This is a genomic window from Altibacter sp., from assembly GCF_019913785.1.
In the GTDB taxonomy this organism is placed as follows: Bacteria; Bacteroidota; Bacteroidia; order Flavobacteriales; family Flavobacteriaceae; genus Altibacter.
This window is the reverse complement of the sequence record NZ_JAIOHK010000049.1, coordinates 1-23,693: the sequence shown is the minus strand read 5'-3', so window position 1 is coordinate 23,693 and position 23,693 is coordinate 1. Positions and strand designations below refer to the sequence as shown.

The 23,693-nt window shown below is 40.4% G+C and carries 21 protein-coding genes, 5 tRNA genes and 1 pseudogene; all 27 read right to left on the bottom strand.

The window, feature by feature from the left end; genetic code table 11:
- Positions 1 to 2,135, bottom strand: a 2,135-nt coding sequence (gene rpoC, locus K8F54_RS08000) for a DNA-directed RNA polymerase subunit beta' (protein ID WP_290789262.1), incomplete at its 3' end; no start/stop codon positions are given.
- Positions 2,136 to 2,234: 99 nt separating this feature from the next.
- Entirely contained in the window at positions 2,235 to 6,047 is a 3,813-nt protein-coding gene (rpoB, locus tag K8F54_RS07995; protein ID WP_290789260.1) for a DNA-directed RNA polymerase subunit beta, read from the bottom strand.
- A 135-nt stretch (positions 6,048 to 6,182) separates the two neighbouring features.
- Positions 6,183 to 6,560: a 50S ribosomal protein L7/L12 gene (rplL, locus tag K8F54_RS07990; protein ID WP_290789258.1), complete on the bottom strand. Its 378-nt coding sequence runs from the start codon at positions 6,558 to 6,560 to the stop codon at positions 6,183 to 6,185.
- A gap of 57 nt (positions 6,561 to 6,617) precedes the next feature.
- Positions 6,618 to 7,139, bottom strand: coding sequence for a 50S ribosomal protein L10 (gene rplJ / locus K8F54_RS07985; RefSeq protein ID WP_290789256.1), 522 nt, complete (start codon positions 7,137 to 7,139; stop codon positions 6,618 to 6,620).
- A gap of 12 nt (positions 7,140 to 7,151) precedes the next feature.
- On the bottom strand, positions 7,152 to 7,847 hold the full coding sequence (gene rplA / locus K8F54_RS07980; protein ID WP_290789254.1) for a 50S ribosomal protein L1: 696 nt from the start codon (positions 7,845 to 7,847) through the stop codon (positions 7,152 to 7,154).
- A 21-nt stretch (positions 7,848 to 7,868) separates the two neighbouring features.
- On the bottom strand, positions 7,869 to 8,306 hold the full coding sequence (gene rplK / locus K8F54_RS07975) for a 50S ribosomal protein L11 (protein ID WP_290789252.1): 438 nt from the start codon (positions 8,304 to 8,306) through the stop codon (positions 7,869 to 7,871).
- 71 nt (positions 8,307 to 8,377) lie between these two features.
- Positions 8,378 to 8,932: a transcription termination/antitermination protein NusG gene (gene nusG / locus K8F54_RS07970; RefSeq protein WP_290789250.1), complete on the bottom strand. Its 555-nt coding sequence runs from the start codon at positions 8,930 to 8,932 to the stop codon at positions 8,378 to 8,380.
- 5 nt (positions 8,933 to 8,937) lie between these two features.
- The gene (gene secE, locus K8F54_RS07965) at positions 8,938 to 9,126 is read right to left on the bottom strand and encodes a preprotein translocase subunit SecE (protein ID WP_290789247.1); all 189 of its coding nucleotides are present in this window, start codon (positions 9,124 to 9,126) and stop codon (positions 8,938 to 8,940) included.
- A gap of 33 nt (positions 9,127 to 9,159) precedes the next feature.
- Positions 9,160 to 9,232: transfer RNA gene (locus tag K8F54_RS07960), tRNA-Trp, on the bottom strand.
- 139 nt (positions 9,233 to 9,371) lie between these two features.
- Positions 9,372 to 10,559 carry an elongation factor Tu gene (tuf, locus tag K8F54_RS07955; RefSeq protein WP_290789245.1) on the bottom strand — a complete coding sequence of 396 codons (1,188 nt, stop codon included), beginning with the start codon at positions 10,557 to 10,559 and terminating at the stop codon, positions 9,372 to 9,374.
- Between the two features lie 54 nt (positions 10,560 to 10,613).
- Positions 10,614 to 10,685 (bottom strand) — tRNA-Thr (locus tag K8F54_RS07950).
- Between the two features lie 79 nt (positions 10,686 to 10,764).
- Positions 10,765 to 10,837: transfer RNA gene (locus K8F54_RS07945), tRNA-Gly, on the bottom strand.
- 670 nt (positions 10,838 to 11,507) lie between these two features.
- Positions 11,508 to 11,589, bottom strand: a tRNA-Tyr gene (locus K8F54_RS07940).
- Positions 11,590 to 11,627: 38 nt separating this feature from the next.
- Positions 11,628 to 11,701, bottom strand: a tRNA-Thr gene (locus tag K8F54_RS07935).
- Between the two features lie 100 nt (positions 11,702 to 11,801).
- Positions 11,802 to 12,104: a ribosome-associated translation inhibitor RaiA gene (gene raiA, locus K8F54_RS07930; RefSeq protein WP_290789243.1), complete on the bottom strand. Its 303-nt coding sequence runs from the start codon at positions 12,102 to 12,104 to the stop codon at positions 11,802 to 11,804.
- A 21-nt stretch (positions 12,105 to 12,125) separates the two neighbouring features.
- The gene (locus K8F54_RS07925) at positions 12,126 to 13,019 is read right to left on the bottom strand and encodes a tyrosine-type recombinase/integrase (protein ID WP_290789241.1); all 894 of its coding nucleotides are present in this window, start codon (positions 13,017 to 13,019) and stop codon (positions 12,126 to 12,128) included.
- 118 nt (positions 13,020 to 13,137) lie between these two features.
- The gene (rpsU, locus tag K8F54_RS07920) at positions 13,138 to 13,332 is read right to left on the bottom strand and encodes a 30S ribosomal protein S21 (RefSeq protein WP_290789239.1); all 195 of its coding nucleotides are present in this window, start codon (positions 13,330 to 13,332) and stop codon (positions 13,138 to 13,140) included.
- A 221-nt stretch (positions 13,333 to 13,553) separates the two neighbouring features.
- On the bottom strand, positions 13,554 to 14,987 hold the full coding sequence (locus tag K8F54_RS07915; RefSeq protein WP_290789237.1) for a carboxypeptidase-like regulatory domain-containing protein: 1,434 nt from the start codon (positions 14,985 to 14,987) through the stop codon (positions 13,554 to 13,556).
- Positions 14,988 to 15,058: 71 nt separating this feature from the next.
- Entirely contained in the window at positions 15,059 to 16,225 is a 1,167-nt protein-coding gene (locus tag K8F54_RS07910) for an acyl-CoA dehydrogenase family protein (protein WP_290789235.1), read from the bottom strand.
- A gap of 43 nt (positions 16,226 to 16,268) precedes the next feature.
- Positions 16,269 to 17,144, bottom strand: coding sequence for a helix-hairpin-helix domain-containing protein (locus K8F54_RS07905; protein WP_290789233.1), 876 nt, complete (start codon positions 17,142 to 17,144; stop codon positions 16,269 to 16,271).
- Positions 17,145 to 17,187: 43 nt separating this feature from the next.
- Entirely contained in the window at positions 17,188 to 18,882 is a 1,695-nt protein-coding gene (locus tag K8F54_RS07900) for an alanine/glycine:cation symporter family protein (protein WP_290789231.1), read from the bottom strand.
- A gap of 98 nt (positions 18,883 to 18,980) precedes the next feature.
- Complete coding sequence (locus K8F54_RS07895) at positions 18,981 to 19,991, bottom strand: potassium channel protein (RefSeq protein ID WP_290789229.1); 1,011 nt, start codon at positions 19,989 to 19,991, stop codon at positions 18,981 to 18,983.
- Positions 19,988 to 20,218 (bottom strand): PspC domain-containing protein, encoded by a 231-nt coding sequence (locus tag K8F54_RS07890; RefSeq protein WP_290789227.1) that lies wholly within the window; start codon positions 20,216 to 20,218, stop codon positions 19,988 to 19,990. The genes K8F54_RS07895 and K8F54_RS07890 overlap by 4 nt, the downstream gene beginning before the upstream one ends.
- 43 nt (positions 20,219 to 20,261) lie before the next feature.
- On the bottom strand, positions 20,262 to 21,533 hold the full coding sequence (locus K8F54_RS07885) for a DUF2851 family protein (protein ID WP_290789225.1): 1,272 nt from the start codon (positions 21,531 to 21,533) through the stop codon (positions 20,262 to 20,264).
- 96 nt (positions 21,534 to 21,629) lie between these two features.
- The gene (locus tag K8F54_RS07880; protein ID WP_290789222.1) at positions 21,630 to 22,610 is read right to left on the bottom strand and encodes a pyridoxal-phosphate dependent enzyme; all 981 of its coding nucleotides are present in this window, start codon (positions 22,608 to 22,610) and stop codon (positions 21,630 to 21,632) included.
- Positions 22,611 to 22,737: 127 nt separating this feature from the next.
- The gene (locus K8F54_RS07875; RefSeq protein WP_290789220.1) at positions 22,738 to 23,481 is read right to left on the bottom strand and encodes a LytTR family DNA-binding domain-containing protein; all 744 of its coding nucleotides are present in this window, start codon (positions 23,479 to 23,481) and stop codon (positions 22,738 to 22,740) included.
- A pseudogene (locus K8F54_RS07870) lies at positions 23,478 to 23,693 on the bottom strand (hypothetical protein); the annotation flags it as partial. The gene K8F54_RS07875 and the pseudogene K8F54_RS07870, both read right to left, overlap by 4 nt.

The window sequence follows — 23,693 nt, the reverse complement described above, 5'->3', positions numbered from 1 at the left end:
GACAATTCGGTCAACTCGGCATTGGTAGCGGTCCAAATATCAATGACCTGATTGTAACGTTCGTTATTGGTAATTAATCCCATATTATAGTTGGCGATAATACCATCCACTTGTGAATTGGCGTCATCGATCATACTCTGCTTTTCAGCCGGAATAATAATATCTCCTAAACTGAACGACAATCCACCTTCAAAGGCAAATTTATATCCAAGACCTTTGATCTCGTCTAAGAAAGCTGCGGTAATTGGTACGCTCGTTACTTCTAGTATACCACCAATAATATCACGAAGCGACTTTTTGGTCAATACTTCGTTAATATATCCTGCTTCCTCTGGCACCTGTTCATTGAAAATTACTCTACCTAATGTAGTTGTAATGATCTGCTTTACAAGTTCTCCTTTTTCATTAAAGTCCTTGGTCCGTATTTTTATTTCGGCATTCAATTCTACTTGTTTCTCATTATAAGCGATAATTGCTTCTTCTGCTGAGTAGAATGTTAAGCCCTCTCCTTTTACTTTATGCTCGGGAGTTGATTTACGCAACTTCGTCATATAATACAGTCCCAATACCATATCTTGAGAAGGTACTGCTACGGGCGAACCGTTGGCAGGGTTCAAGATATTGTGAGAAGCTAGCATCAATAATTGCGCTTCCAAAATAGCTTCAGGCCCTAATGGAAGGTGTACCGCCATCTGATCCCCATCGAAATCTGCGTTAAACGCAGTACATACCAAGGGGTGCAACTGGATTGCTTTTCCTTCAATTAATTTAGGCTGAAATGCTTGTATCCCCAAACGGTGCAAGGTAGGAGCACGGTTCAATAATACAGGGTGTCCCTTCAATACATTTTCAAGGATATCCCATACAACGGGTTCTTTTTTATCGATAATCTTCTTGGCCGACTTTACCGTTTTTACAATTCCTCTTTCAATTAGTTTTCTAATAACAAAAGGCTTGTACAATTCGGCAGCCATATCCTTCGGAAGACCACATTCAAATAATTTCAATTCGGGTCCAACAACAATTACCGAACGCGCCGAATAATCCACACGCTTACCCAATAGGTTTTGACGGAATCGCCCTTGTTTTCCTTTTAGGGAATCTGATAGCGATTTCAACGGACGGTTACTGTCTGTTTTTACTGCGGAAGACTTTCTGGTGTTGTCAAACAATGAATCCACCGATTCCTGAAGCATACGTTTTTCGTTACGCAGGATTACCTCAGGTGCCTTAATTTCCATCAATCGCTTCAAACGATTGTTACGGATAATTACACGACGGTACAGATCATTTAGATCGGAAGTTGCAAAACGACCACCATCCAACGGCACCAACGGACGTAATTCCGGCGGAATTACAGGAACCACCTTCATGATCATCCATGCGGCCCTGTTTTCGCGATTTTTATTGGCATCACGAAGCGCTTCCACTACTTGAAGTCGTTTTAGTGCTTCGGTTTTACGCTGCTTGGATGTTTCGTTATTAGCCTTGTGACGAAGATTGTAAGACAAGGTATTTAGGTCGATTCGGTTTAACAAATCGATCAAACACTCTGCTCCCATCTTCGCGATGAATTTATTGGGATCGTTCTCTTCCAAGTATAAGTTTTCCTGCGGAAGGGTATCTAAAATGTTTAGATATTCTTCTTCCGTAAGGAAATCCATTTTCTTTACATTTTCCCCATCTTCATATTTTGCAATACCCGGCTGAATTACCACATAACGTTCGTAATAGATAATCATATCCAACTTCTTAGACGGCAGTCCAAGTAGGTATCCAATTTTGTTAGGCAAACTACGGAAGTACCAGATATGTGCTACAGGAACCACCAAATTGATATGTCCCACACGGTCACGACGTACTTTCTTTTCAGTTACCTCTACCCCACAACGGTCACAAACGATTCCCTTGTAACGTATTCTCTTATATTTACCACAGGCACATTCGTAGTCCTTTACAGGTCCAAAAATACGCTCACAGAAAAGTCCGTCACGCTCTGGTTTGTGCGTACGGTAGTTGATCGTTTCAGGCTTAAGAACCTCTCCACGTGATTCCGCTAGAATGGATTCGGGAGAAGCTAAACCAATCGAAATTTTATTGAATTTCTGTACTGTGTTTTCTTTATTTCTTGCCATAATGCTATGTACTATGCTTTGTTGTTAATTTGTTTTTGGAGTGTTGTTTCACTCCGATGGAAGATCCAGCAATTCCCCTCCCAAAAGAGGGGTTGGCCGTTATTCTTCTAATCTGATGTCCAATCCAAGACCTTTCAATTCGTGCATTAACACGTTGAAAGATTCAGGCAGACCCGGTTCTGGCATGGTTTCACCTTTAACGATTGCCTCGTAGGTTTTCGCTCTACCAATAACATCATCAGATTTTACCGTCAATATTTCACGCAGGGTGCTGGATGCACCATATGCTTCCAGAGCCCATACTTCCATCTCACCAAAACGCTGTCCACCAAACTGGGCTTTACCACCCAATGGCTGTTGTGTAATTAATGAGTAAGGTCCAATAGAACGGGCGTGCATCTTATCGTCTACCATATGACCCAGTTTCAACATATAGATCACACCTACAGTTGCAGGTTGATCGAAACGTTGTCCTGTTCCACCATCGTATAGATAGGTATGTCCAAATCTTGGAATTCCTGCTTCATCGGTAATCTCATTGATCTGATCCAAGGTAGCACCGTCGAAAATAGGAGTCGCATACTTACGACCTAATTTTTGACCTGCCCAACCCAATACGGTTTCGTAGATCTGTCCAATGTTCATACGAGAAGGTACCCCAAGAGGGTTCAACACGATATCAACCGGCGTTCCATCTTCCAAAAACGGCATGTCCTCTTCACGAACGATTCGGGCTACAATACCCTTATTTCCGTGACGTCCTGCCATCTTATCCCCTACTTTCAGTTTACGCTTTTTAGCGATATACACCTTGGCCAGTTTTAAGATTCCGGAAGGAAGTTCATCCCCAACAGAGATCGTAAACTTCTCACGACGCAGGTTTCCTTGTAAGTCGTTCTCCTTAATTCTATAATTGTGCATTAGATCTGCCACCAATACATTGGTTTCGTCATCGGTAGTCCATGTACCTCCTACTAAATGCGTATAGTCTTCTACGGCATTTAACATCTTTAGGGTATACTTTTTACCCTTTGGGAACACTATTTCGCCAAGGTCGTTCATAACACCTTGCGCAGTTTTTCCACCAACGATTGTAAATAGTTTTTCAACCAGCACGTCTTTTAAAGCATCGAACTTTGCGTAATATTCTGCTTCTAATGCCGAAATATCCTCTTTGTCCTTTGCTCTCTTGCGCTTATCTTTAATTGCTCTTGCGAACAGTTTTTTATCAATTACAACACCGCGCAATGATGGAGACGCCTTTAAAGAAGCATCCTTTACATCACCTGCCTTGTCGCCAAAGATAGCACGAAGTAATTTTTCTTCAGGAGTTGGATCACTTTCACCCTTAGGTGTAATTTTTCCAATTAAAATATCTCCGGGCTTTACTTCGGCACCAATACGAATCATTCCGTGCTCATCCAAATCTTTGGTGGCCTCTTCAGAAACGTTTGGTATGTCATTGGTCAATTCTTCGTTACCCAATTTGGTATCTCGAACTTCCAATGAGTATTCATCAATGTGAATTGAAGTAAAGATATCTTCACGCACCACTTTTTCAGAAATCACGATGGCATCCTCAAAATTATACCCTTTCCAAGGCATAAAGGCTACTTTCATGTTTCTACCCAGGGCCAATTCACCTTTTTCGGTAGCATATCCCTGGCAAAGTACTTGTCCTTTCTGAACTCTGTCACCTTTTCTTACGATAGGCTTTAGGTTGATCGAGGTACTTTGGTTTGTCTTTCTGAATTTTACGAGGTTATACGATTTTGAGTCACCATCGAAACTTACCATTCGTTCAGCATCGGAACGGTCGTATTTAATAGTGATCATATTCGCATCGACGTATTCTACCACACCAGCTCCTTCGGCATTGATCAATACACGTGAATCTGATGCCACTTGACGTTCCAAACCGGTACCCACAATAGGTGAATCGGCAATTAACAACGGCACCGCTTGACGCATCATGTTGGATCCCATCAAGGCACGGTTTGCATCATCGTGTTCTAGGAACGGAATCAACGAGGCCGAAATAGATGAAATCTGGTTCGGAGCGACATCTGTATAGTGAACCGTTTTTGGATCCACCAACGGGAAGTCACCTTCCATACGCGCAATTACCTTATCGGTATCTATCGTACCATCTTCCAAAATTGGAATGTTGGCCTGCGCGATCAACTTTTCTTCTTCTTCTTCAGCAGAAAGATATGTTGGAATCGATTTAAGATCTATTTTCCCATCGGTTACCTTTCGATACGGTGTTTCGATAAATCCTAAATTATTCACTTTGGCAAATACCGAAAGTGAAGAGATTAAACCAATGTTTGGTCCTTCAGGGGTTTCAATTGGACATAATCTTCCGTAGTGCGTATAGTGAACGTCACGAACCTCAAATCCTGCTCTTTCACGGGAAAGTCCACCAGGTCCCAAGGCCGAAAGACGACGCTTGTGCGTAATCTCTGCCAACGGATTGGTTTGGTCCATAAACTGTGAAAGCTGATTGGTACCAAAGAAGGAATTAATCACCGAAGACAAGGTCTTGGCATTAATCAAATCGATGGGTGTAAATACTTCGTTGTCTCGAACGTTCATTCGCTCGCGAATGGTACGTGCCATACGTGCTAATCCAACGCCAAACTGTTGTGATAACTGCTCACCCACGGTACGAACACGACGGTTCGACAAGTGATCAATATCGTCGATCTCAGCTTTCGAGTTAATCAACTCGATCAAGTATTTTACAATGGTGATGATATCTTCTTTGGTAAGCACCTGCTTATCCATTGGAATATCAAGACCTAGTTTTTTATTCATTCGGTAACGACCTACTTCACCAAGATTATAACGTTGATCACTAAAGAACAACTTATTGATGATACCACGCGCTGTTTCTTCATCGGGTGGTTCGGCGTTACGCAATTGTCTGTATATATGTTCTACTGCTTCCTTTTCGGAATTGGTAGGATCTTTTTGCAAGGTGTTGTGGATAATTGCATAGTCTGCCATGTGATTGTCCTCCTTGTGCAATAAGATGGTTTTCGAACCAGAATCAATGATCTCATCGATATGATCTTTTTCAAGCACCGTATCACGGTCTAGCACAATCTCATTACGTTCAATGGAAACCACTTCGCCAGTATCCTCATCCACGAAATCTTCGTGCCATGTCTTTAACACACGAGCCGCTAATTTACGACCCAAGTATTTTTTAAGACCTGTTTTAGACGCTTTCACCTCTTCGGCCAAGTCGAAAATTTCAAGGATATCCTTATCTCTTTCAAAACCGATAGCACGGAAAAGTGTGGTTACGGGTAATTTCTTCTTTCTATCGATATACGCGTACATCACGCTGTTGATATCGGTAGCAAATTCAATCCAAGAACCCTTAAAAGGAATTACTCTGGCTGAATATAATTTTGTTCCATTGGCGTGGAACGACTGTCCAAAGAACACACCAGGTGAACGGTGTAACTGAGATACAACAACTCGTTCGGCACCGTTGATACAAAAAGTACCACTAGGTGTCATATAAGGGATGGTTCCCAAATACACGTCTTGCACGATGGTTTCAAAATCTTCGTGCTCTTCGTCTGTACAATATAATTTTAGACGGGCCTTTAACGGAACACTGTAGGTTAATCCCCTTTCAATACATTCTTGAATGGAATATCTTGGAGGATCTACAAAGTAATCTAAAAACTCTAAAACAAATTGGTTGCGGGTGTCGGTAATTGGAAAGTTTTCCATGAAAGTCTTATAAAGGCCTTCGTTACCTCTTTCTTCTGATTTGGTTTCCAGTTGGAAAAAATCCTGAAAGGATTTAATCTGGATGTCCAAAAAGTCCGGATAATCCGGCTTATTTTTAACAGAGGAAAAATTCAATCTTTCAGTTTGCGTTGCTGACATCTATGGACGGAATTTTAATTAAAAAAACTGTGACTGCGTATACTACAAATTGTTAACCTCTATATACGCAAAATGGTTTAGGTCTTTCCGCGCGCTGCGGAAGACCTAAACCTAAAGGTTTGGAACGTTGGGAGCTTACTTAAGCTCAACCTCTGCTCCAGCTTCTTCTAACTGTGCTTTTAATGCTTCAGCTTCGTCTTTAGAAACACCTTCCTTGATTGGAGAAGGCGCATTATCTACTAATTCTTTAGCGTCTTTAAGACCAGCTCCGGTTAGTTCTTTTACCAGTTTTACAACTGCCAATTTAGAAGCTCCGGCTGCTTTAAGAATTACGTCGAATTCAGACTTTTCTTCAGCGGCATCATCACCACCTGCACCACCACCGGCGGCAACAGCAACAGCTGCAGCAGCAGGCTCGATACCGTACTCGTCTTTTAATATAGTTGCTAATTCGTTAACTTCTTTTACTGTTAGGTTAACCAATTTTTCTGCGAAATCTTTTAAATCTGCCATTTTCTATCGTTTTAAAAATTTTAATTTATTATATATATTTAATTAGTGCTTAATTTATTAACCTTCTCTTTCAGACAAGGTTTTTACAATACCGGCTATGGTTCCACCACCCGATTTCAACGCTGAAATAACGTTCTTCGCAGGTGACTGTAGCAATCCAATAATATCTCCAATAAGCTCTTCCTTCGATTTGATGTTCACCAAATTATCCAGTTGGTCATCACCAACATAGATTGCTTCTTCGATGAAAGCACCTTTCAAGACGGGTCTATCAGATTTCTTTCTGAATTCTTTAATTACTTTAGCCGGGGCATTACCTGTTTCAGAAAACATAATAGACGTATTCCCGGTAAGGGTTCCGGATAATTCACCGAATTCCTTGTCGGAAGCATCCATTGCTTTCGAAAGTAATGTGTTTTTAACAACTGCTAGTTTAACGCCTGCTTTAAAACATGCACGACGTAAGTTTGAAGTATTCCCTGCATCCAATCCCGAAATATCTGTTAAATAGATGATTGGGTTTTCAGACAACTGCGCAGTTAAATTTTCAATTACTTGTGATTTTTCTTCTCTAGTCATAATTTCTAAATTTTACTGTTCAGTAAACCTTTTGGTGTCTATCTGTATACTAGGACTCATGGTACTAGACATAAAGATACTTTTAATATACACACCTTTAGCTGCCTGAGGCTTCAGTTTCACTAGGGTTGTTAATAATTCTTTTGCGTTTCCTGCAATCATTTCGGCATCGAACGATGCTTTTCCGATTGCGGCGTGTACAATTCCGGTCTTATCAACTTTAAAGTCGATCTTACCGGCCTTTACATCTGAAACAGCTTTAGCAACATCCATTGTTACGGTACCTGTCTTTGGGTTTGGCATAAGACCACGAGGTCCTAAAACACGTCCTAATGGACCTAATTTACCCATGACACTTGGCATCGTTACAATTACGTCGACATCTGTCCAACCTCCTTTGATTTTATCGAGGTACTCGTCTAATCCAACATAATCTGCACCGGCTTCTTTAGCTTCAGCCTCCTTATCGGGAGTTACTAAAGCCAAAACCTTCACATCTTTACCTGTACCGTGTGGTAAGGTTACAACACCTCTTACCATCTGATTTGCTTTACGAGGGTCTACATTAAGACGCACCGCAAGGTCTACAGAGGGATCGAAGTTTGTGTTGGAGATTTCTTTTATTAAAGCAGAAGCTTCTGAAACCGTGTATGTCTTAGACTCCACTTTTGCAGAATTTTCTTTTTGCTTTTTTGTTAATCTTGCCATTTTATAGATTCTTTTTCTTGATTAAAAAGGTGCAGCACCTTTTATTTTCACTCCCATTGATCTAGCAGTACCTGCTACCATTTTCATGGCAGACTCCACAGTAAATGCGTTTAGATCGGGCATTTTGTCTTCAGCAATAGTTCTCACTTGATCCCAAGAGATAGTTGCTACCTTATTGACGTGTGGCTCACCAGACCCTTTTTTGGTCTTGGCGGCTTCAAGAATCTGTACAGCGGCAGGAGGCGTCTTAATAACAAAGTCAAATGACTTGTCTTTGTACACCGTAATCTGCACTGGCAATACTTTTCCTTGCTTATCTTGAGTTCTTGCATTAAACTGCTTACAGAACTCCATAATGTTCACACCGGCAGCACCTAAGGCTGGTCCAACTGGAGGCGACGGGTTAGCGGCACCACCTCGAACTTGCAACTTAACTACTTTACCTATTTCTTTTGCCATTATTTAAAATTTAATGTGGTTCTTTCTATAGTGGAAGCCAAAGAAATTACCTATTATATAGCGTGTAACAATTAAACTTTTTCAACTTGCATATAGCTCAATTCTAATGGGGTCTTTCTTCCGAAGATTTTCACCATTACTTCAAGCTTACGCTTTTCTTCATTTATTTTTTCAACGGTACCGTTAAATCCGTTAAACGGCCCATCAATCACCTTGACGGTTTCACCAATAACAAATGGAATATTTACGTTATCGTCCTTAACAGACAATTCATCTACCTTACCTAGCATCCTATTAACCTCTGCTTGCCGCAACGGTACAGGATCTCCCCCTTTGGTTTCACCTAAGAAACCAATAACTCCATTTATAGATTTTATAATGTGTGGAATTTCACCCGCCAAACTCGCTTGTACCATAATGTACCCGGGAAAGTAAACACGTTCCTTATGTACTTTTTTTCCATTGCGAATTTGAATCACTTTTTCGGTTGGAACCAAAACTTGATCAATATAATCCTCAAGCTTCAATCGTTTGATCTCACTTTCGATATAGGATTTGATCTTGTTCTCCTGCCCACTAACCGAACGGACGACATACCACTTTTTTGTACTCTTTGTTTCAGTCATTTTATTTACGACTTGATCCATTCAAAATATAGACTTATCAACTTACTGAATACTGTATCAACTCCCCAGACAGCAAGTGCCAAAACAATTGAGAACACTGCCACTATAACCGTTAGACGCTGTGCTTCTGCCCAAGGTGTCCAGGTTACGTGGTTTTTTAGTTCGTTATAAGATTCTTTTATATATGCTATCATTTTTGTACGGCATTAATGCTGTTACTTTCCTTGCACGGGTTGCGAGACTCGAACTCACGACACCTGGTTTTGGAGACCAGTGCTCTACCAACTGAGCTAAACCCGTTTTTACTATTCGGATCACCCACAAAACCTTTGCTATTCGCTCAGCCCTGCCTGCCGGCAGGCAGGTAAACCCCGTTATAAAAGTCAAGGCGTTCCGAGAAATCCGGAACACCTTTAACTTTTTATTAAGTGACTTTAAATTAGTCTAAAATCTCTGTTACCTGACCAGCTCCTACTGTTCTACCACCTTCACGGATAGCGAAACGTAGACCAACACTCATCGCAATTGCTTGAATAAGCTCAACGTGAATTGTAAGGTTATCACCAGGCATTACCATTTCAACTCCTTCAGGAAGACTAATGTTTCCTGTTACGTCAGTTGTACGAACATAGAACTGAGGACGGTAGTTATTGTGGAATGGAGTGTGACGTCCACCTTCTTCTTTTTTCAGTACGTACACCTCAGCTTTAAATTTAGCATGTGGCTTTACGGAACCTGGCTTACAAATTACCATACCTCTAGAGATTTGAGTTTTCTCAATTCCTCTTAAAAGGATACCGGCGTTATCTCCAGCTTCTCCTCTATCAAGGATCTGACGGAACATTTCAATACCGGTAATAGTAGAAGTTAATTTCTCTGCACCCATACCAATGATCTCAACAGGATCTCCCGTGTTAGCTACACCAGTCTCAATACGACCAGTTGCTACAGTACCACGACCTGTAATAGAGAATACATCTTCGATAGGCATTAGGAAAGGCTTGTCAATTTCACGAAGTGGCTCTTCAATCCAAGTATCTACAGCTTCCATAAGTTCAAGTACAGTATCTACCCATTTTTGCTCACCGTTAAGTGCTCCTAAGGCAGAACCAGCAATAACAGGTCCGTTATCACCATCGTACTCGTAGAAAGAAAGAAGATCTCTGATCTCCATCTCAACTAATTCTAAAAGCTCTTCATCATCTACCATATCCACTTTGTTCATGAATACAACAATACGAGGAATACCTACCTGACGCCCTAAAAGGATGTGCTCACGTGTTTGTGGCATTGGACCATCTGTAGCCGCAACCACAAGAATAGCACCATCCATCTGTGCAGCACCAGTAACCATGTTCTTCACGTAATCCGCGTGACCTGGACAGTCAACGTGTGCATAGTGACGATTTGCAGTTTGGTACTCTACGTGTGAAGAGTTAATTGTAATACCTCTTTCTTTTTCTTCAGGAGCATTGTCAATTTGATCAAAAGATCTAGCTTCTGAATAACCAGCATCGGCCATTACCTTAGTAATAGCAGCTGTTAAAGTTGTTTTTCCGTGATCTACGTGTCCAATAGTACCTACGTTTAAGTGAGGTTTAGACCGATCGTATGTTGCTTTTGCCATTTTGTATTAATTTAAGCTTAGTTATATAATAGTGTTCAATTATGATTCTTATTGAGCCAATGATGAGATTTGAACTCATGACCTCTTCCTTACCAAGGAAACGCTCTACCCCTGAGCTACACCGGCGTAAAGTATTTAATCTACTCCTTATAAAGGAAGAGATTCCTACCCCTGTCTGCCGTCAAGCAGGTTCACAGGAATTTAGAGCGGGAGACCAGGTTCGAACTGGCGACATTCAGCTTGGAAGGCTGACGCTCTACCAACTGAGCTACTCCCGCTTTTACTTCTGAAAAAATCCAGAAAGGCAATTCAATATGTCAAATTCGGATTCCTAATTTTGAATCCGGCGGATTACCTCGCTTCGCTTGTTCATCCATTTTACCAGAACATTTCTACTCTGAAAGGATTACCTCGCTTCGCTCGGTGATCCGTTTTCTCAGAACTTTTCTATTCTGAAAGGATTACCTCGCTTCACTTGTTCATCCATTTTACCAGAACATTTCTACTCTGAAGGGATTACCTCGCTTCGCTCGGTGATCCGTTTTCTCAGAACTTTTCTACTCTGAAGGGATTACCTCGCTTCGCTCGGTGATCCGTTTTCTCAGAACTTTTCTACTCTGAAGGGATTACCTCGCTTCGCTCGGTGATCCGTTTTCTCAGAACTTTTCTACTCTGAAGGATTACCTCGCTTCGCTCGGTGATCCGTTTTCTCAGAACTTTTCTACTCTGAAGGGATTACCTCGCTTCGCTCGGTGATCCGTTTTCTCAGAACTTTTCTACACTGAAGGATTACCTCGCTTCGCTTGGTGATCCGTTTTCTCAGAACTTTTCTACACTGAAGGATTACCTCGCTTCGCTCGGTGATCCGTTTAGGGGGACCCTAAACAAACATTTTCTCTCGAGCTCTTAAGAAAGTAAACTTTCTACGACCTCTCTAGAAAATGTTTGTGGGGAGAGCAGGATTCGAACCTGCGAAGACTGGGTCAGCAGATTTACAGTCTGCCCTCGTTGGCCGCTTGAGTATCTCCCCAAAGCTTGTATTTAAAAGAACTTTTCACTTTTTCAAAGAGCCGATGGAGGGACTCGAACCCACGACCTGCTGATTACAAATCAGCTGCTCTAGCCAGCTGAGCTACATCGGCTTTTATGCAACTTTTTAGCCATAAAAAAGTCCGCTATTTCTAACGGACTGCAAATGTATATAAATTATTTTTTCTAAAAAACTTTTTTTGTAAAATTATATTATAAATGCGCTCTTTGTTTTTGCTTGCGTTTTTTAAGCTGTCTTTCCAAAGATTGAACGCATTCATCAGTGCCAACTTCAAAACTTCTAGCCTCTTTTTTTACAATCAAATCGTCTCCGGGAATGCTGAGTAATATTTCGACTATTTTGTTTTCCTTGTCACTGGTTTTTTGAACTTTTAAAAATACATCGGCAAAGACGATCTTGTCATAAAACTGTTCCAGCTTAGCCAATTTCTTTTCAATAAAGTCAATGAGTTTCACATCGGCTGCAAAATTCGGGGTTTGCACAGTCACTTTCATACGCAATACTTTTAATGTTATTTACTGTTTCGTGTTTCTGGGATGCGAGTTCTTATATACCTGCTTCAATTGCGCTATACTATTGTGCGTATAGACTTGCGTTGAGGCCAAACTCGAATGCCCGAGCAGTTCTTTCACTGCGTTTAAATCGGCGCCTTCATTTAAAAGGTGGGTCGCAAAAGAATGTCGCAGAATATGCGGACTCTTTTTTACCTTTTCAGAGGCCTTACTAAAATAGGAATTAATAATTCGGTACACAAGAGTTTCATAGATTTTAACGCCTTTTAACGAAAGGAAAAAATAGTCCGAGTCGGTAATGTGCTCTAACTGATTCCTATGCAATAGATAGGCCTCGATAGACTTTGTTACCGAGCTTAATAAAGGAATAATCCGCTCCTTGTTTCGTTTTCCCAAAACCTTGATCGATTTTTGAGCAATTGAAACATCCTTTAGCTTGACATTTACCAATTCGGTGCGACGAATTCCGGTGGAATAGAACAACTCCACAATGAGCTTGTTACGCACGCCTTCAAAGTCGTTAGCGTCCTCCAGCAACTCCAACACATTTTCAATTTCTTTTTCTGAAAAGGGAACCTGGATCTTTTTACTGGTTTTAAGCGCCTTGTGTTTGGAAAGGGGATTGATCTCAATCTGTTTTGTTTTCAGCAAAAATTTATAGTAGCTTTTTAAAGCCGAAACCTTTCGGTTAATGCTTCGGTTTGTAATTCCTGAATCTACCAACGAAACAATCCAGCTACGTATAACCGAATAGTTCACATTTTTAATCGAATTGTAATCGTATCCTTCCGAAGCAAACGTTAAAAAACTATCCAAATCGCGCTGATAGGCCGTAATGGTATGTGCCGAATAATGCTTTTCTAAAGAAAGATAGTCGATAAAATCTTCGAAGGGCATGGAGCAGTATGGGTGTATAGGTTTGCTGTTAAAGATACGAATTTGAAGCCGGAGTGGAAGCAAAAAAAATCCGCCAGAAAATTTCTGGCGGATCTTGTATCAAAAGAGGAATAGAAATCTAGATTTCTTCTGCGTCTCTAAGTCCTTGAATATATTGTGCTTTTTGAATCTGCGCTCTGCGAACTACTGAAGGCTTGCTGAAAGCTTGACGCTTACGCAACTGGCGCATGGTTCCGGTACGATCAAATTTACGCTTAAATCTTTTAAGCGCTCTATCGATATTTTCTCCGTCTTTTATTGGTATAATTAACATAGTATCATAACCTCCTCTCTTTAGGACGGCAAAGATAAATAGATTTTAGTTTTTAGACCTAAGATTTTAGATTTTTTTTAATCAAAAAAGAATAACGTAGAAAAAGACAAACGGAGCCGTCATTGTTAAAGACAATATACCCAATTAATAAAAAGGCTGTAATTTTTAAAACTTCGTAATAAAGAGGATGACCCTTTGATCTTGGAAATCGTATATTCCAATTATTGTTTATATAAGGAGGCTCGCTGACTCAAATCCTGAATTAACTTTTCTTCTTCTGCGCTTTCTAGCAATACGTTGTAGTTCTTCCAAAACTCCTTATTATAGGGTTTGGGTGAAAAAATATCCTCAGACCATTCCTTGGCTAGTTCACTTTGAATAATTTCCGGATCGTGAATAATTTCGGTAAACAACACCTCCTGAATGGTATAGTAGAACTGTTCTTCTTTATCACGCTCTATATCCTCTGCGGCCTTATCTCTTGTTCTGTCCGAAGATCGGTCTCCCACATTGATCAACTTTGGAGTTTCGTAATAAAAATAAGTGGGGTACATCTTATCTTGGTATTCCTTGTAGGTAATTATCAGTTTATGATTGACCTGTGTGTCGAAAAGACTTTTACTTCTACGCTTTTGAACATCGGATGCAGCCACCAGTTCATATTCTATTTTTTTAAAGGCGTAGTTATCCCAATATATGTATAACCACCCACGTGCTTCATACCCTTCATTGTATATATCCTTGGTATTTAAACCGATAAAATCCTTACTTTTTGAAATTCGAATCTTGTATAATTTTCTGCCATCGTCCACCAAGACGGTATCCAAATCAAATTGATGCTTTTCAAGGATATTCTTACCGAACAGTGCATTTGAGATATTGGAATTCCGAACTAGATTGAGTTTTCCCTTGAATAGATTTTCCAAACCATTGATCCTGCTATCATTCCAATTGATGGCTTTAACCAAGGTTGCTGTCGCAATGGTATCTCTTTTTAAATTCTTAGATCGAAGATTCACCCTTCGCGCATTGTACCTTAAATAGGCCGCATACGAATACAAACTATCAACATCTCTAAGGTCGTAGCTTTTTCTAACCTCATCCACGTTAATTTTCAAATTGTCCTTAGCCCCCGAAGCATAACTGGAGTCGTATAAGGTAATGGCACTTTCGATCAACCACTTATACTCTTTTTTGTTACGCTCTTTATGCCGTAGAAATCCTTTTTGTAAATAGCCTTGTTCGGGTAAATTCTGTGAGAGTTTACCAAGTGCTTTTACAACAATTTCATTACCGGTGGTGGGTCTGGGATCGGCTATTAGGACCACTTCGTCAAGCGAAGCTATTTCTTCTACAAGGAATACCCCCGCTGCCGCATCAAAATCCTGCAACGTAGTTTTAAAACTGGTATACCCAATGGAGGAAATAATTAACGAATCCTTTTCAAATTCTCTTGGCACCACCAAAACAAATTTTCCATCCACATTACTTATCGTTCCTATGGTTGTGTTCTCCAAATAGATGCTGGCGTTTTCAATGGGAAGTAAGGTGGTAAAATCAACTATTTTACTTTGTATTTCGGTTTGAGCCGTCGCGCCAACACAGAAGACACCTATTATTAATCCAAAAAACCGTTGTAAAAATTGCTGATTCATCTTTATACTTTTAAATTGGTACACTAGGTCTTACAAATATAATACCCAAAAAGCATCTTAGTAGAAATGACCTAGGTAGCCTTTTTATATTTTTTTCCGTCGATTACCATCTTCGCAATGATCTCGCGAAGAATTTCAGAAGTTCCACCACCTATAGGTCCAAGTCGGCTATCGCGAAGTAATCGCGCCAACGGATAGTCTTCCATATAGCCGTAGCCTCCAAGTAACTGAAGACAATCGTACATAACCTCATCGGCTACTCTGGTGGAAATCAGCTTGGACATGGAGGCCTCTTTTACCACATATTCGCCATTGTTAAGACGGCCGGCTGTCACATAGTTGAACGTTTTGCAAATTTCCACTTCGCTGCTCAGCTGAGCTACCTTGTGACGTAGGGCTTGAAATTTTGAAATACTCTTTCCGAAGGCATGTCTGTCCTTCATATATTGAATGGTATACTCCAGTGCGTACTCACTTCTCGCATGTGCATTGATACCCATCACTAAACGTTCAAGCGCAAAGTGCTGCATGATGTAGGGGAAACCTTGATTTTCCTCACCCATTAGGTTTTCGGCAGGAATTACTACATTATCGAAAGCAATTTCACCGGTGTCACTGGCTCGCCATCCCAGTTTTTCGAGTTTTGTTGCCGAAACGCCGGGCGTGTCGCGATCGATCACAAAAATGCTTATTCCTTTGTTTCCTAATTCGGGTGCTGTTTTTGCCGCAACGATTAAATAGTCACTATAGACACCGTTGGTAATAAAAGTCTTCGAACCATTGATAACATAGGTATTTCCTTTTTTAACGGCGGTACTTCGCATCCCGGAAACATCACTGCCTCCAAAAGGTTCGGTGACGCACAAACATCCTATCAAATCCCCGTTAATACTTGGCGTTAGATACTTTTGTTTTTGTTCGTGATTTCCTTCCTTATTGAGATGCGTCATGGCCAAATAGGCATGTGCCCACATGGCGGCTGCAAATCCGCCCGAATTGATTTTTTGTAACTCTTCCAAAAAGATCACGGTGTAAAACAAATCGAGCTGCATGCCTCCATATTGTTCGGGGTAGTTGATCCCAAAATAGCCCATCTCTCCAAACTTCTTCCAGATAAAACGTTCGATATGCCCGGTCTTTTCCCATTTTTCAATATGCGGCACCACCTCTTTCTGCAAAAAATCCTGAAAGCTCTTTCTAAAAAAATCGTGTTCCTCTGTAAAATACATGCTACTCATAAATACGTTTTGGAGTTAGGGATAATACGAATGAAGTAAATATTTACTTAATGGACAAATATAATTGAATTAGCGCTAATTTATGTGCAGACATTCCGTCTATTTTTTCCAATGCTGAAAAGTCTGTAATACCCTCGTGCAGCACTCTGTATTCCCAAATGCGTTTTGCTAATTCGAAAGAAATCCCCGGTATTGTTGCTATATCTGAAGCGGAAGCGGTATTGACATTAATTTTCCGGATAGGTTTGGGTGTTTTTACCGTAAAGATTTGTAAGGCGCGTTGTACCACTAAAGGGTCCAGTCCCCAAACCTCATACAATTGAACATCCCCAGCGAATCCTCCCAATTTGTCGCGATACACAACAATACGTTTGCTCAAAGCTTCCCCTATCCCACTTATCTCCTGTAATTGGTTTTCAGTCGCCTTATTCAGATCGATCTTTTGATCGAAGGACCTTTCAGAATAAGTATCTGAGGTAAATTCCTTTTTAAGTTTTGCGTTTTTCACCCAGTCGGGGAACTTAAAATAGGGACTTATCACGTCTAAGAGTGAGTCGGAAACCCGGGTCACTCGTTTAAAATCGTCTACCGAGTTGATCCATTGGTCTTTGCTTCGGAAGTGTTTTAGTCTGTCAAATTCTTCGGGTGTCATCCCCAGTGCAAAGGCTTTGAAATCGGTGATGAAGTTTGGATTGAATGGATACAGCTTTGGCTTTCTTCGTTCTATTTCGGCTTTACGCAGCGAATCTATCTGTGCTTGTACCGCTTTTACTTCAGCAGAAGAAATATCTATAATTGGTTCTTCAGAAAAAGAAACAAATAGATAGGTACTAAGCAACGCAACGATGACGATCACCAAAAGCAAAATCCCAGCTCGTTGCTGTTTGTTAAACAGGAGATGGGATTTAAAATTTTTCATAACCCTACCGGTTTAGACCGGGGAGTTACTTACTGTATTTATGTTACGAATCGGATAGCGCGTCCTTCTTCAGTTTGATGGCATCGAGATATCTTCTCAGTTGCTTTTTAACAACCGGGAACAGGAAGAACAAGCCTATCATGTTCGGGAAGATCATCGCAAAGATCATCGCATCGGAGAAATCCCAGATAGATTTCATATTCGCCGCAGCTCCAATTATAATAAATAAACAAAACAACAATTTATACACCATATCCATGGTCTTTCCACGTCCGAACAGATACTTCCAGGATTGGAGTCCGTAATACGACCAGGAGATCATGGTAGACACTGCAAATAGGAATACAGCAATGGTTAAAAAGACATTAGAATACGGTATGTATTGGGCAAATGCCTGTGAGGTAATTCCGGATCCTTCATAAGAAACACCGTCAATCAATACACCACCGGCACCGTCTCCACCATATTCGAAGAATCCTCCGAAGTTAAAGATAATGATCACCAAAGCTGTCATGGTACATATCACTACAGTATCAATAAATGGCTCTAACAAAGCCACCAGCCCTTCACTTGCAGAGTATTTTGTTTTTACTGCCGAGTGGGCAATAGACGCTGAACCGGCACCCGCTTCATTCGAGAACGCAGCTCTTTTAAATCCTACCAATAAAACACCTATAATACTTCCTACGCCAATGGCAGTTGGGTTGAAGGCTTCTGTGACGATTAAATTGACGGCATCATCAATAAGGTCATAGTTGCTGAAGATGATATAAATACAGGCCACGATATAGAGAATTGCCATAAACGGAACTACCTTCTCGGTAACTGAAGCAATACGTTTTATCCCACCAATGATGATGACACCCACCAAAATTGCTAACAAGACTCCAATCCAAAACCCTGCTGCGGTACTTTCAAGACTAAATAAATCTTTTAGTACGATGGTCGCCTGATTGGATTGAGCAGCATTTCCTCCACCAAAAGAACCCCCAATACAAAATATGGCAAACAAGACAGCCGCAACTTTTCCCAAGGTCGCAAATCCCTTTTCCTTCAATCCTTTGCTTAAATAATACATGGGACCTCCATATACGGTTCCGTCTTCACCTACATCTCTATATTGTACCCCGAGTGTACATTCAACAAATTTTGTCGACATACCCAATAACCCACAAATAATCATCCAAAAAGTAGCCCCGGGTCCTCCCAGTGCAATCGCTAAAGCCACCCCAGCTATATTTCCATTCCCTACTGTTCCGGAAACCGCCGTGGCGAGTGCTTGAAAATGACTTACTTCTCCATCGGTGCTTTCGTCCCGAATAGTATCTCGAATATCTCCATCGATGGCTAATTCATCTGAAAGTGATTCTACATGTTCGGTGATATCATCAACCTTGTTCATGTCTTGCCCCTGTGCTACTCCTCCTTCACCATATAATATCTTGGCACCATGTGCTTCAATGTCCTCATATTTTCCACGAACGGTCTGAATTGCTCTCCAGAAATACCGAATATTCGGAAAACCAAAATAGATGGTAAAAAATGTTGCACTAAAGACCAATAAAATTAACACGAAAGGAATTCCGCCAATTTCAAAGAAAATAAGGTTGGAGAAAAAATTCGATACCGGTGCAAAAGCTTCGTTGATCTGCTCGTCAATCCCCATTTCTGCGGTGTCTTGGGCAAAGGTTAACAGCGGTAAGAACAAAGTTAATAGTGATAGAAGATATTTCTTCATGAGTAGCGATTTAGTTAGACGTAGTTTTTTCAGCTAGGCAAGATGCTAAAAAAAAATAGTGAATTCAAGTTTTTGTTCTTTTAATTGTTAACGATACATTATACATCGTATAATTCTTTTAGCTTTTCAATTTGATTCGGACGACCAATGAGGATTAACTTCGAATCTTTTTTAATAACCAAAGACGGTTCAGGATTTACAATATAAATACCATCCGGCGATTTATAACCAATGATGGAGCAACCTGTTTTCTTCCGAAGATCCAATTCGTTAATTGCCAATTCCTTTCCGTTTTTACATACTTTCTCAAACGGAACCTGCTCTACATTCATGCTATCCTGCTCTCCCGAAACCGACAAATTATCTAAAAACTCGACCAAATCCGGAACGACTACCAAGGAAGCCATATGCTCTCCACCTATCCGGTCCGGCATAATCACATTGTCTGCACCTGCCAACTTTAGTTTTTTATAACTCGTCTCCTCGGTAGCTCGGCTTATGATCTTTAACTTCTTGTTCATTTGGCGTGCCGACAAAACCACAAATAGATTATCGGCATCACTGGGCAAGGCACAAATCAAGGTGTTTGCACGTTCAATACCTGCCTGCAAAAGCACATCGTCTTCGTTTGCGTTCCCATGTACAAAGAGTGTTTTATCGTCCTCAAAACGCTCCACCACTTCGTCATCTTTTTCGATAATTACAAATCGCTTTTTGTAATCCATCAATTTATGCATGGCTTGTTTTCCATTTCTACCAAAACCACAGATAATCACATGATCTTGCAGCGAATCAATTTTCTTTTGCACACGTTTATGTTTTAAATTATTGATGTTGTTTTTACTAAGTATATATTCTGTGATTACAGAAATTGCATAACCCACTATAAATATACTGGAAACAATAAATATGGAGGTAAATAATTTCTCCTCAGGGCCTAAGGGTCGTACCTCCCCGTACCCAACAGTAGTAATAGTGATCACGGTCATGTACAACGCATCAATCCAAGTGTAGCCGGAAAGAATTCTGAATCCGACAACTCCCGCCATAAAAATTGTGATTAACATTAGGAGTGCCCAAAATATCTTTGATTGAAATAGTCTGCTCATAGATCAAATACTGAAGTCCGTTTTGTGAACACAAGATCCTTTAATTTTAACAGGAATGCCATTGTTAAGTAGATTGCAAACCCTACGCCCATCGTGGCAAAAGATACATAAATAAAGAAAAGCCGAACACTTTTAGCGCGCATTCCCAAACGATCTGCCAGACGGGAACTTACATAAAAGCCCCGCTTTTCTAAATAGTGACGTATTTTATACACCAATTGCAACATAACCGCAAATTACAGTTTTTAGCTGAATAATATTCTGAAAAATTTATCGATTCAACAGTTCATTACCCAGGGCACATTCCAAACATCTCTTGGCATCGCAATAGTTGTTTTTTAGCTGAAGCAAGGCCTGACTTTCTAGCGCATGGGTAGCGACCGCACCTAGTGTATTGAATTTTGCCACAATAGTGTTTTCCTCTTTTGGAATTGAGCGCGCTAAGTGCAGCACTGCTTCAGAAGCATCCATTCCAACGAAATTTGCATAACAAAATCGCAACGGGATCACCGTATTGATAAGTAAAAGGTCGATAAATTTTTTTGTCAATTTCTTTTTCCGATTTGTAACAGCACTTCCAAAATTAAAATGAGTATCCCAATAGGAGCTCGCTGAAATTTCAAAAATTTGGTATAAGGCGTCTCTAGTTTTTACTGAAATAATTTCAGAAAACAAATTCGGACGACTGCTGTACAAACTTGCCAGCTGTGACAACCGAATTGTAGGGAAATTTGGTGGTCGAAGTCGGAAGAATTTGGGCGATATCACCATTTCATTTACCAGTTTGTGTTTATACTTCAAAAAGGCGTAGGTCTTTTGCAATTTTATACAATACCTATCTTCCAAATCTCTGTCTAATAATCCGGCCTGCCCAAACAACAATGCTTCGAGTTGTAAAGTGTTATGACTGCATTTTTGAACTATCGAAAAATCTATTGATTTTGCCACACTAAGGAAGGCCGACCCATTGATATTTAAACCGAAATTTTTACAGAGCAATTGAAAAAGTAGTGCTTCCCAATGATTTTTAAGGGTCGATAATTCGATTAAGAGAGAATCTGATTTCTGTTGTAATCGCTCAATAAACAGGCGTTCCAACCAATTGTGAAGTACAAAGCTGTCTATGCTGGCAATTTCGTTTTGGCAATTAATCCATTGCTGATCCTTTGAAAAAAGTTTTCTGTAATTTTCGAGGGTTGTTTTATCCACTCCTTTTTTTAATTCAAGCACCGGAATCGCAATATTGTGCTTTCTAAAGACTTCGGCATCGTGCTCCCACACCACATGAAGAATCACCGAATCGTAGTTGTGGTCTTCCTCATGTCGATGCGTATACCAATGTGAAGATTTTAAGTGGATCTCGACATTTCCGGCCCAAATTTGATTTGCTATGGTAAGTTGTGCGTTAAAAAAATCGGGGCCCGAACTAAAATTATGTCGTCCCGGATTCAGCACTTGTACCAACTCCCCGCTTGTGGTTTTTAAATCTCGTTTATCGAATTTTTGAAACTTCCATACATAGTGTAGAAAATCCTCTTTCATACTGAACAAATTTTGAGGGAGTTCTCACCAGTGGTTCCTTAAAATAAAAAATCCTGCTCATATAGGCAGGATCTATTACTGTAGAATTCATGAATGTTAATCGATATATCCCATTTTTCGCATCCAGTCATCGTTAAACATTTTGCCTACGTATCGACTCCCATGATCATGGAATAGGATAACAACCACGTCGTCTTTGGTAAAATGTTCTTTTAATTGTAACAGGCCCTTCATGGCAGCCCCAGCCGAATTGCCCAGAAACATGCCTTCTTCCTTGGCCAGTTTTTGGGTATACACGGCAGCATCCTTATCGGTTACTTTTGTAAAACCGTCGATAATACTGAAATCAACATTCTTAGGTAGAATATCTTCCCCAATTCCTTCGGTCACATAGGGGTAAATTTCCTTTTCATCAAAGATCCCCGTTTCGTGGTATTTTTTAAAGACACTTCCATAGGTATCAATGCCCCACACTTTTATATTAGGGTTCTGTTCTTTTAAATATTTTCCGATACCACTTATGGTACCGCCGGTTCCCACTCCTACCACAAAATGTGTCACCTTACCATCGGTTTGCCGCCAAATTTCGGGGCCTGTGCTCTCGTAATGTGCCTTGGCGTTACTTGGATTATCATACTGATTCACATACCAACTATTTGGGGTTTCTTCTGCCAGTCGCTTGGAAGTACAATAATACGATCTGGGATCTTCGGGTGCGACATCGGTAGGGCAAACCACTACCTCGCTTCCCACAGCGCGCAGAATATCCATCTTTTCCTTGCTCTGTTTGTCACTTATCACACAAACCATCTTATACCCTTTTACGATGGCGGCTAGTGCCAGACCCATACCGGTATTTCCGCTGGTGCCTTCAATAATAGTTCCGCCGGGCTTTAGGCGACCGTCGGCCTCTGCATCTTCGATCATCTTCACTGCCATACGGTCTTTTGTAGAATTTCCGGGGTTAAAGGTTTCGTATTTGGCGAGGACCAGAGCGGGAATTTCTTCGGCCAATTTATTGATCTTTACCAAGGGCGTATTCCCGATAGTCTCTAGTATATTTTTTGCGTATTCCATAGATAGTTTGTGATTTCGCAAAAATACAAAACCACTTGTGGAATTGTACCATTTTAGTAGAAATTAAAATCACAATTAGAAAAAAGATGGATTCAATTACAGCCTTGGGGTTCTTAATCTTTTTAGATTATTTCTTAAACTTACTTAAGAAATCAGATCGTCGATTTCTAGAGACCGGAATTTTAATATTATTCGTAAGAATCACATAGCCTTCATTTAAATATTTGTCGATGTGAATAAGGTTCACCAGATGTGATTTATGTACAAGATAGAATTCGTGATTCTCCAGCAACATATTAAAATGACCAATACTATAGGAACTCAAAATTGGCTTCCGCTGTTTAAAATAAATTTTGGTATAACCATCTTCCCCCTCACAATGGACTATATCCTTTATTTTCACAAACTCGAGTCCTTCCTGCGTTGGAATTACCATCTTTTTTTTCTGAAAAGTTTGAATGTCGAGATTTTCAATAAACAATTTATTTTTTTGAAGGGCCGTTTTTTCTTCAATATTCTGTACAGCCTTGTCGACCGTGTCGACAAGCACCTTGTTGTCGACAGGTTTTACCAAATATCCTATGGCACAATGATTAATAGCATCAATGGCATAGTTATCGAAAGCCGTTACAAAAATAACTTCAAAAGAAGGTGTTTCTATTGCAGCCAATAGGTCAAAACCACTCATTTCAGGCATTGCCACGTCTAAAAACAGAAGTTGCGGCTTCAGTTCTTTTATTAAAGTTAACGCTAATTTTGGGTTTCCAGATTCTCCAATAATGGTGATATTGGGGCATAATCGTTCCAGTTTATTTTTGAGGATGGCGATGGATTTTGGTTCATCGTCTACAAGAAATGCTGTTACTTTCATAAGTTATGGTACTGATTAAAAATTAGGGTTACAAGTGTGCCTGAAACCGTATCAAATTCTGATCGGTCTTGTATGGTATAGGTCACATTCCATTCCTTACTTAGTTTTAAAAGTTCCAGGCGTTCTTCCAATACGGCCGAAGACCGTGACTGGTAATTTTTTGTGGATGTTCGATAAATTTCTTTCGCCCGATTCACACCTATGCCGTCGTC

What these genes read in the sequence shown, in the direction of transcription:
- rpoB (WP_290789260.1), bottom strand. Translation starts at nt 6,047, where the DNA reads ATGTCAGCAACGCAAACTGAAAGATTGAATTTTTCCTCTGTTAAAAAT.
- rplL (WP_290789258.1), bottom strand. Translation starts at nt 6,560, where the DNA reads ATGGCAGATTTAAAAGATTTCGCAGAAAAATTGGTTAACCTAACAGTA.
- rplJ (WP_290789256.1), bottom strand. Translation starts at nt 7,139, where the DNA reads ATGACTAGAGAAGAAAAATCACAAGTAATTGAAAATTTAACTGCGCAG.
- rplA (WP_290789254.1), bottom strand. Translation starts at nt 7,847, where the DNA reads ATGGCAAGATTAACAAAAAAGCAAAAAGAAAATTCTGCAAAAGTGGAG.
- rplK (WP_290789252.1), bottom strand. Translation starts at nt 8,306, where the DNA reads ATGGCAAAAGAAATAGGTAAAGTAGTTAAGTTGCAAGTTCGAGGTGGT.
- nusG (WP_290789250.1), bottom strand. Translation starts at nt 8,932, where the DNA reads ATGACTGAAACAAAGAGTACAAAAAAGTGGTATGTCGTCCGTTCGGTT.
- secE (WP_290789247.1), bottom strand. Translation starts at nt 9,126, where the DNA reads ATGATAGCATATATAAAAGAATCTTATAACGAACTAAAAAACCACGTA.
- tuf (WP_290789245.1), bottom strand. Translation starts at nt 10,559, where the DNA reads ATGGCAAAAGCAACATACGATCGGTCTAAACCTCACTTAAACGTAGGT.
- raiA (WP_290789243.1), bottom strand. Translation starts at nt 12,104, where the DNA reads ATGAAAGTGACTGTGCAAACCCCGAATTTTGCAGCCGATGTGAAACTC.
- K8F54_RS07925 (WP_290789241.1), bottom strand. Translation starts at nt 13,019, where the DNA reads ATGCCCTTCGAAGATTTTATCGACTATCTTTCTTTAGAAAAGCATTAT.
- rpsU (WP_290789239.1), bottom strand. Translation starts at nt 13,332, where the DNA reads ATGTTAATTATACCAATAAAAGACGGAGAAAATATCGATAGAGCGCTT.
- K8F54_RS07915 (WP_290789237.1), bottom strand. Translation starts at nt 14,987, where the DNA reads ATGAATCAGCAATTTTTACAACGGTTTTTTGGATTAATAATAGGTGTC.
- K8F54_RS07910 (WP_290789235.1), bottom strand. Translation starts at nt 16,225, where the DNA reads ATGAGTAGCATGTATTTTACAGAGGAACACGATTTTTTTAGAAAGAGC.
- K8F54_RS07905 (WP_290789233.1), bottom strand. Translation starts at nt 17,144, where the DNA reads ATGAAAAATTTTAAATCCCATCTCCTGTTTAACAAACAGCAACGAGCT.
- K8F54_RS07900 (WP_290789231.1), bottom strand. Translation starts at nt 18,882, where the DNA reads ATGAAGAAATATCTTCTATCACTATTAACTTTGTTCTTACCGCTGTTA.
- K8F54_RS07895 (WP_290789229.1), bottom strand. Translation starts at nt 19,991, where the DNA reads ATGAGCAGACTATTTCAATCAAAGATATTTTGGGCACTCCTAATGTTA.
- K8F54_RS07890 (WP_290789227.1), bottom strand. Translation starts at nt 20,218, where the DNA reads ATGTTGCAATTGGTGTATAAAATACGTCACTATTTAGAAAAGCGGGGC.
- K8F54_RS07885 (WP_290789225.1), bottom strand. Translation starts at nt 21,533, where the DNA reads ATGAAAGAGGATTTTCTACACTATGTATGGAAGTTTCAAAAATTCGAT.
- K8F54_RS07880 (WP_290789222.1), bottom strand. Translation starts at nt 22,610, where the DNA reads ATGGAATACGCAAAAAATATACTAGAGACTATCGGGAATACGCCCTTG.
- K8F54_RS07875 (WP_290789220.1), bottom strand. Translation starts at nt 23,481, where the DNA reads ATGAAAGTAACAGCATTTCTTGTAGACGATGAACCAAAATCCATCGCC.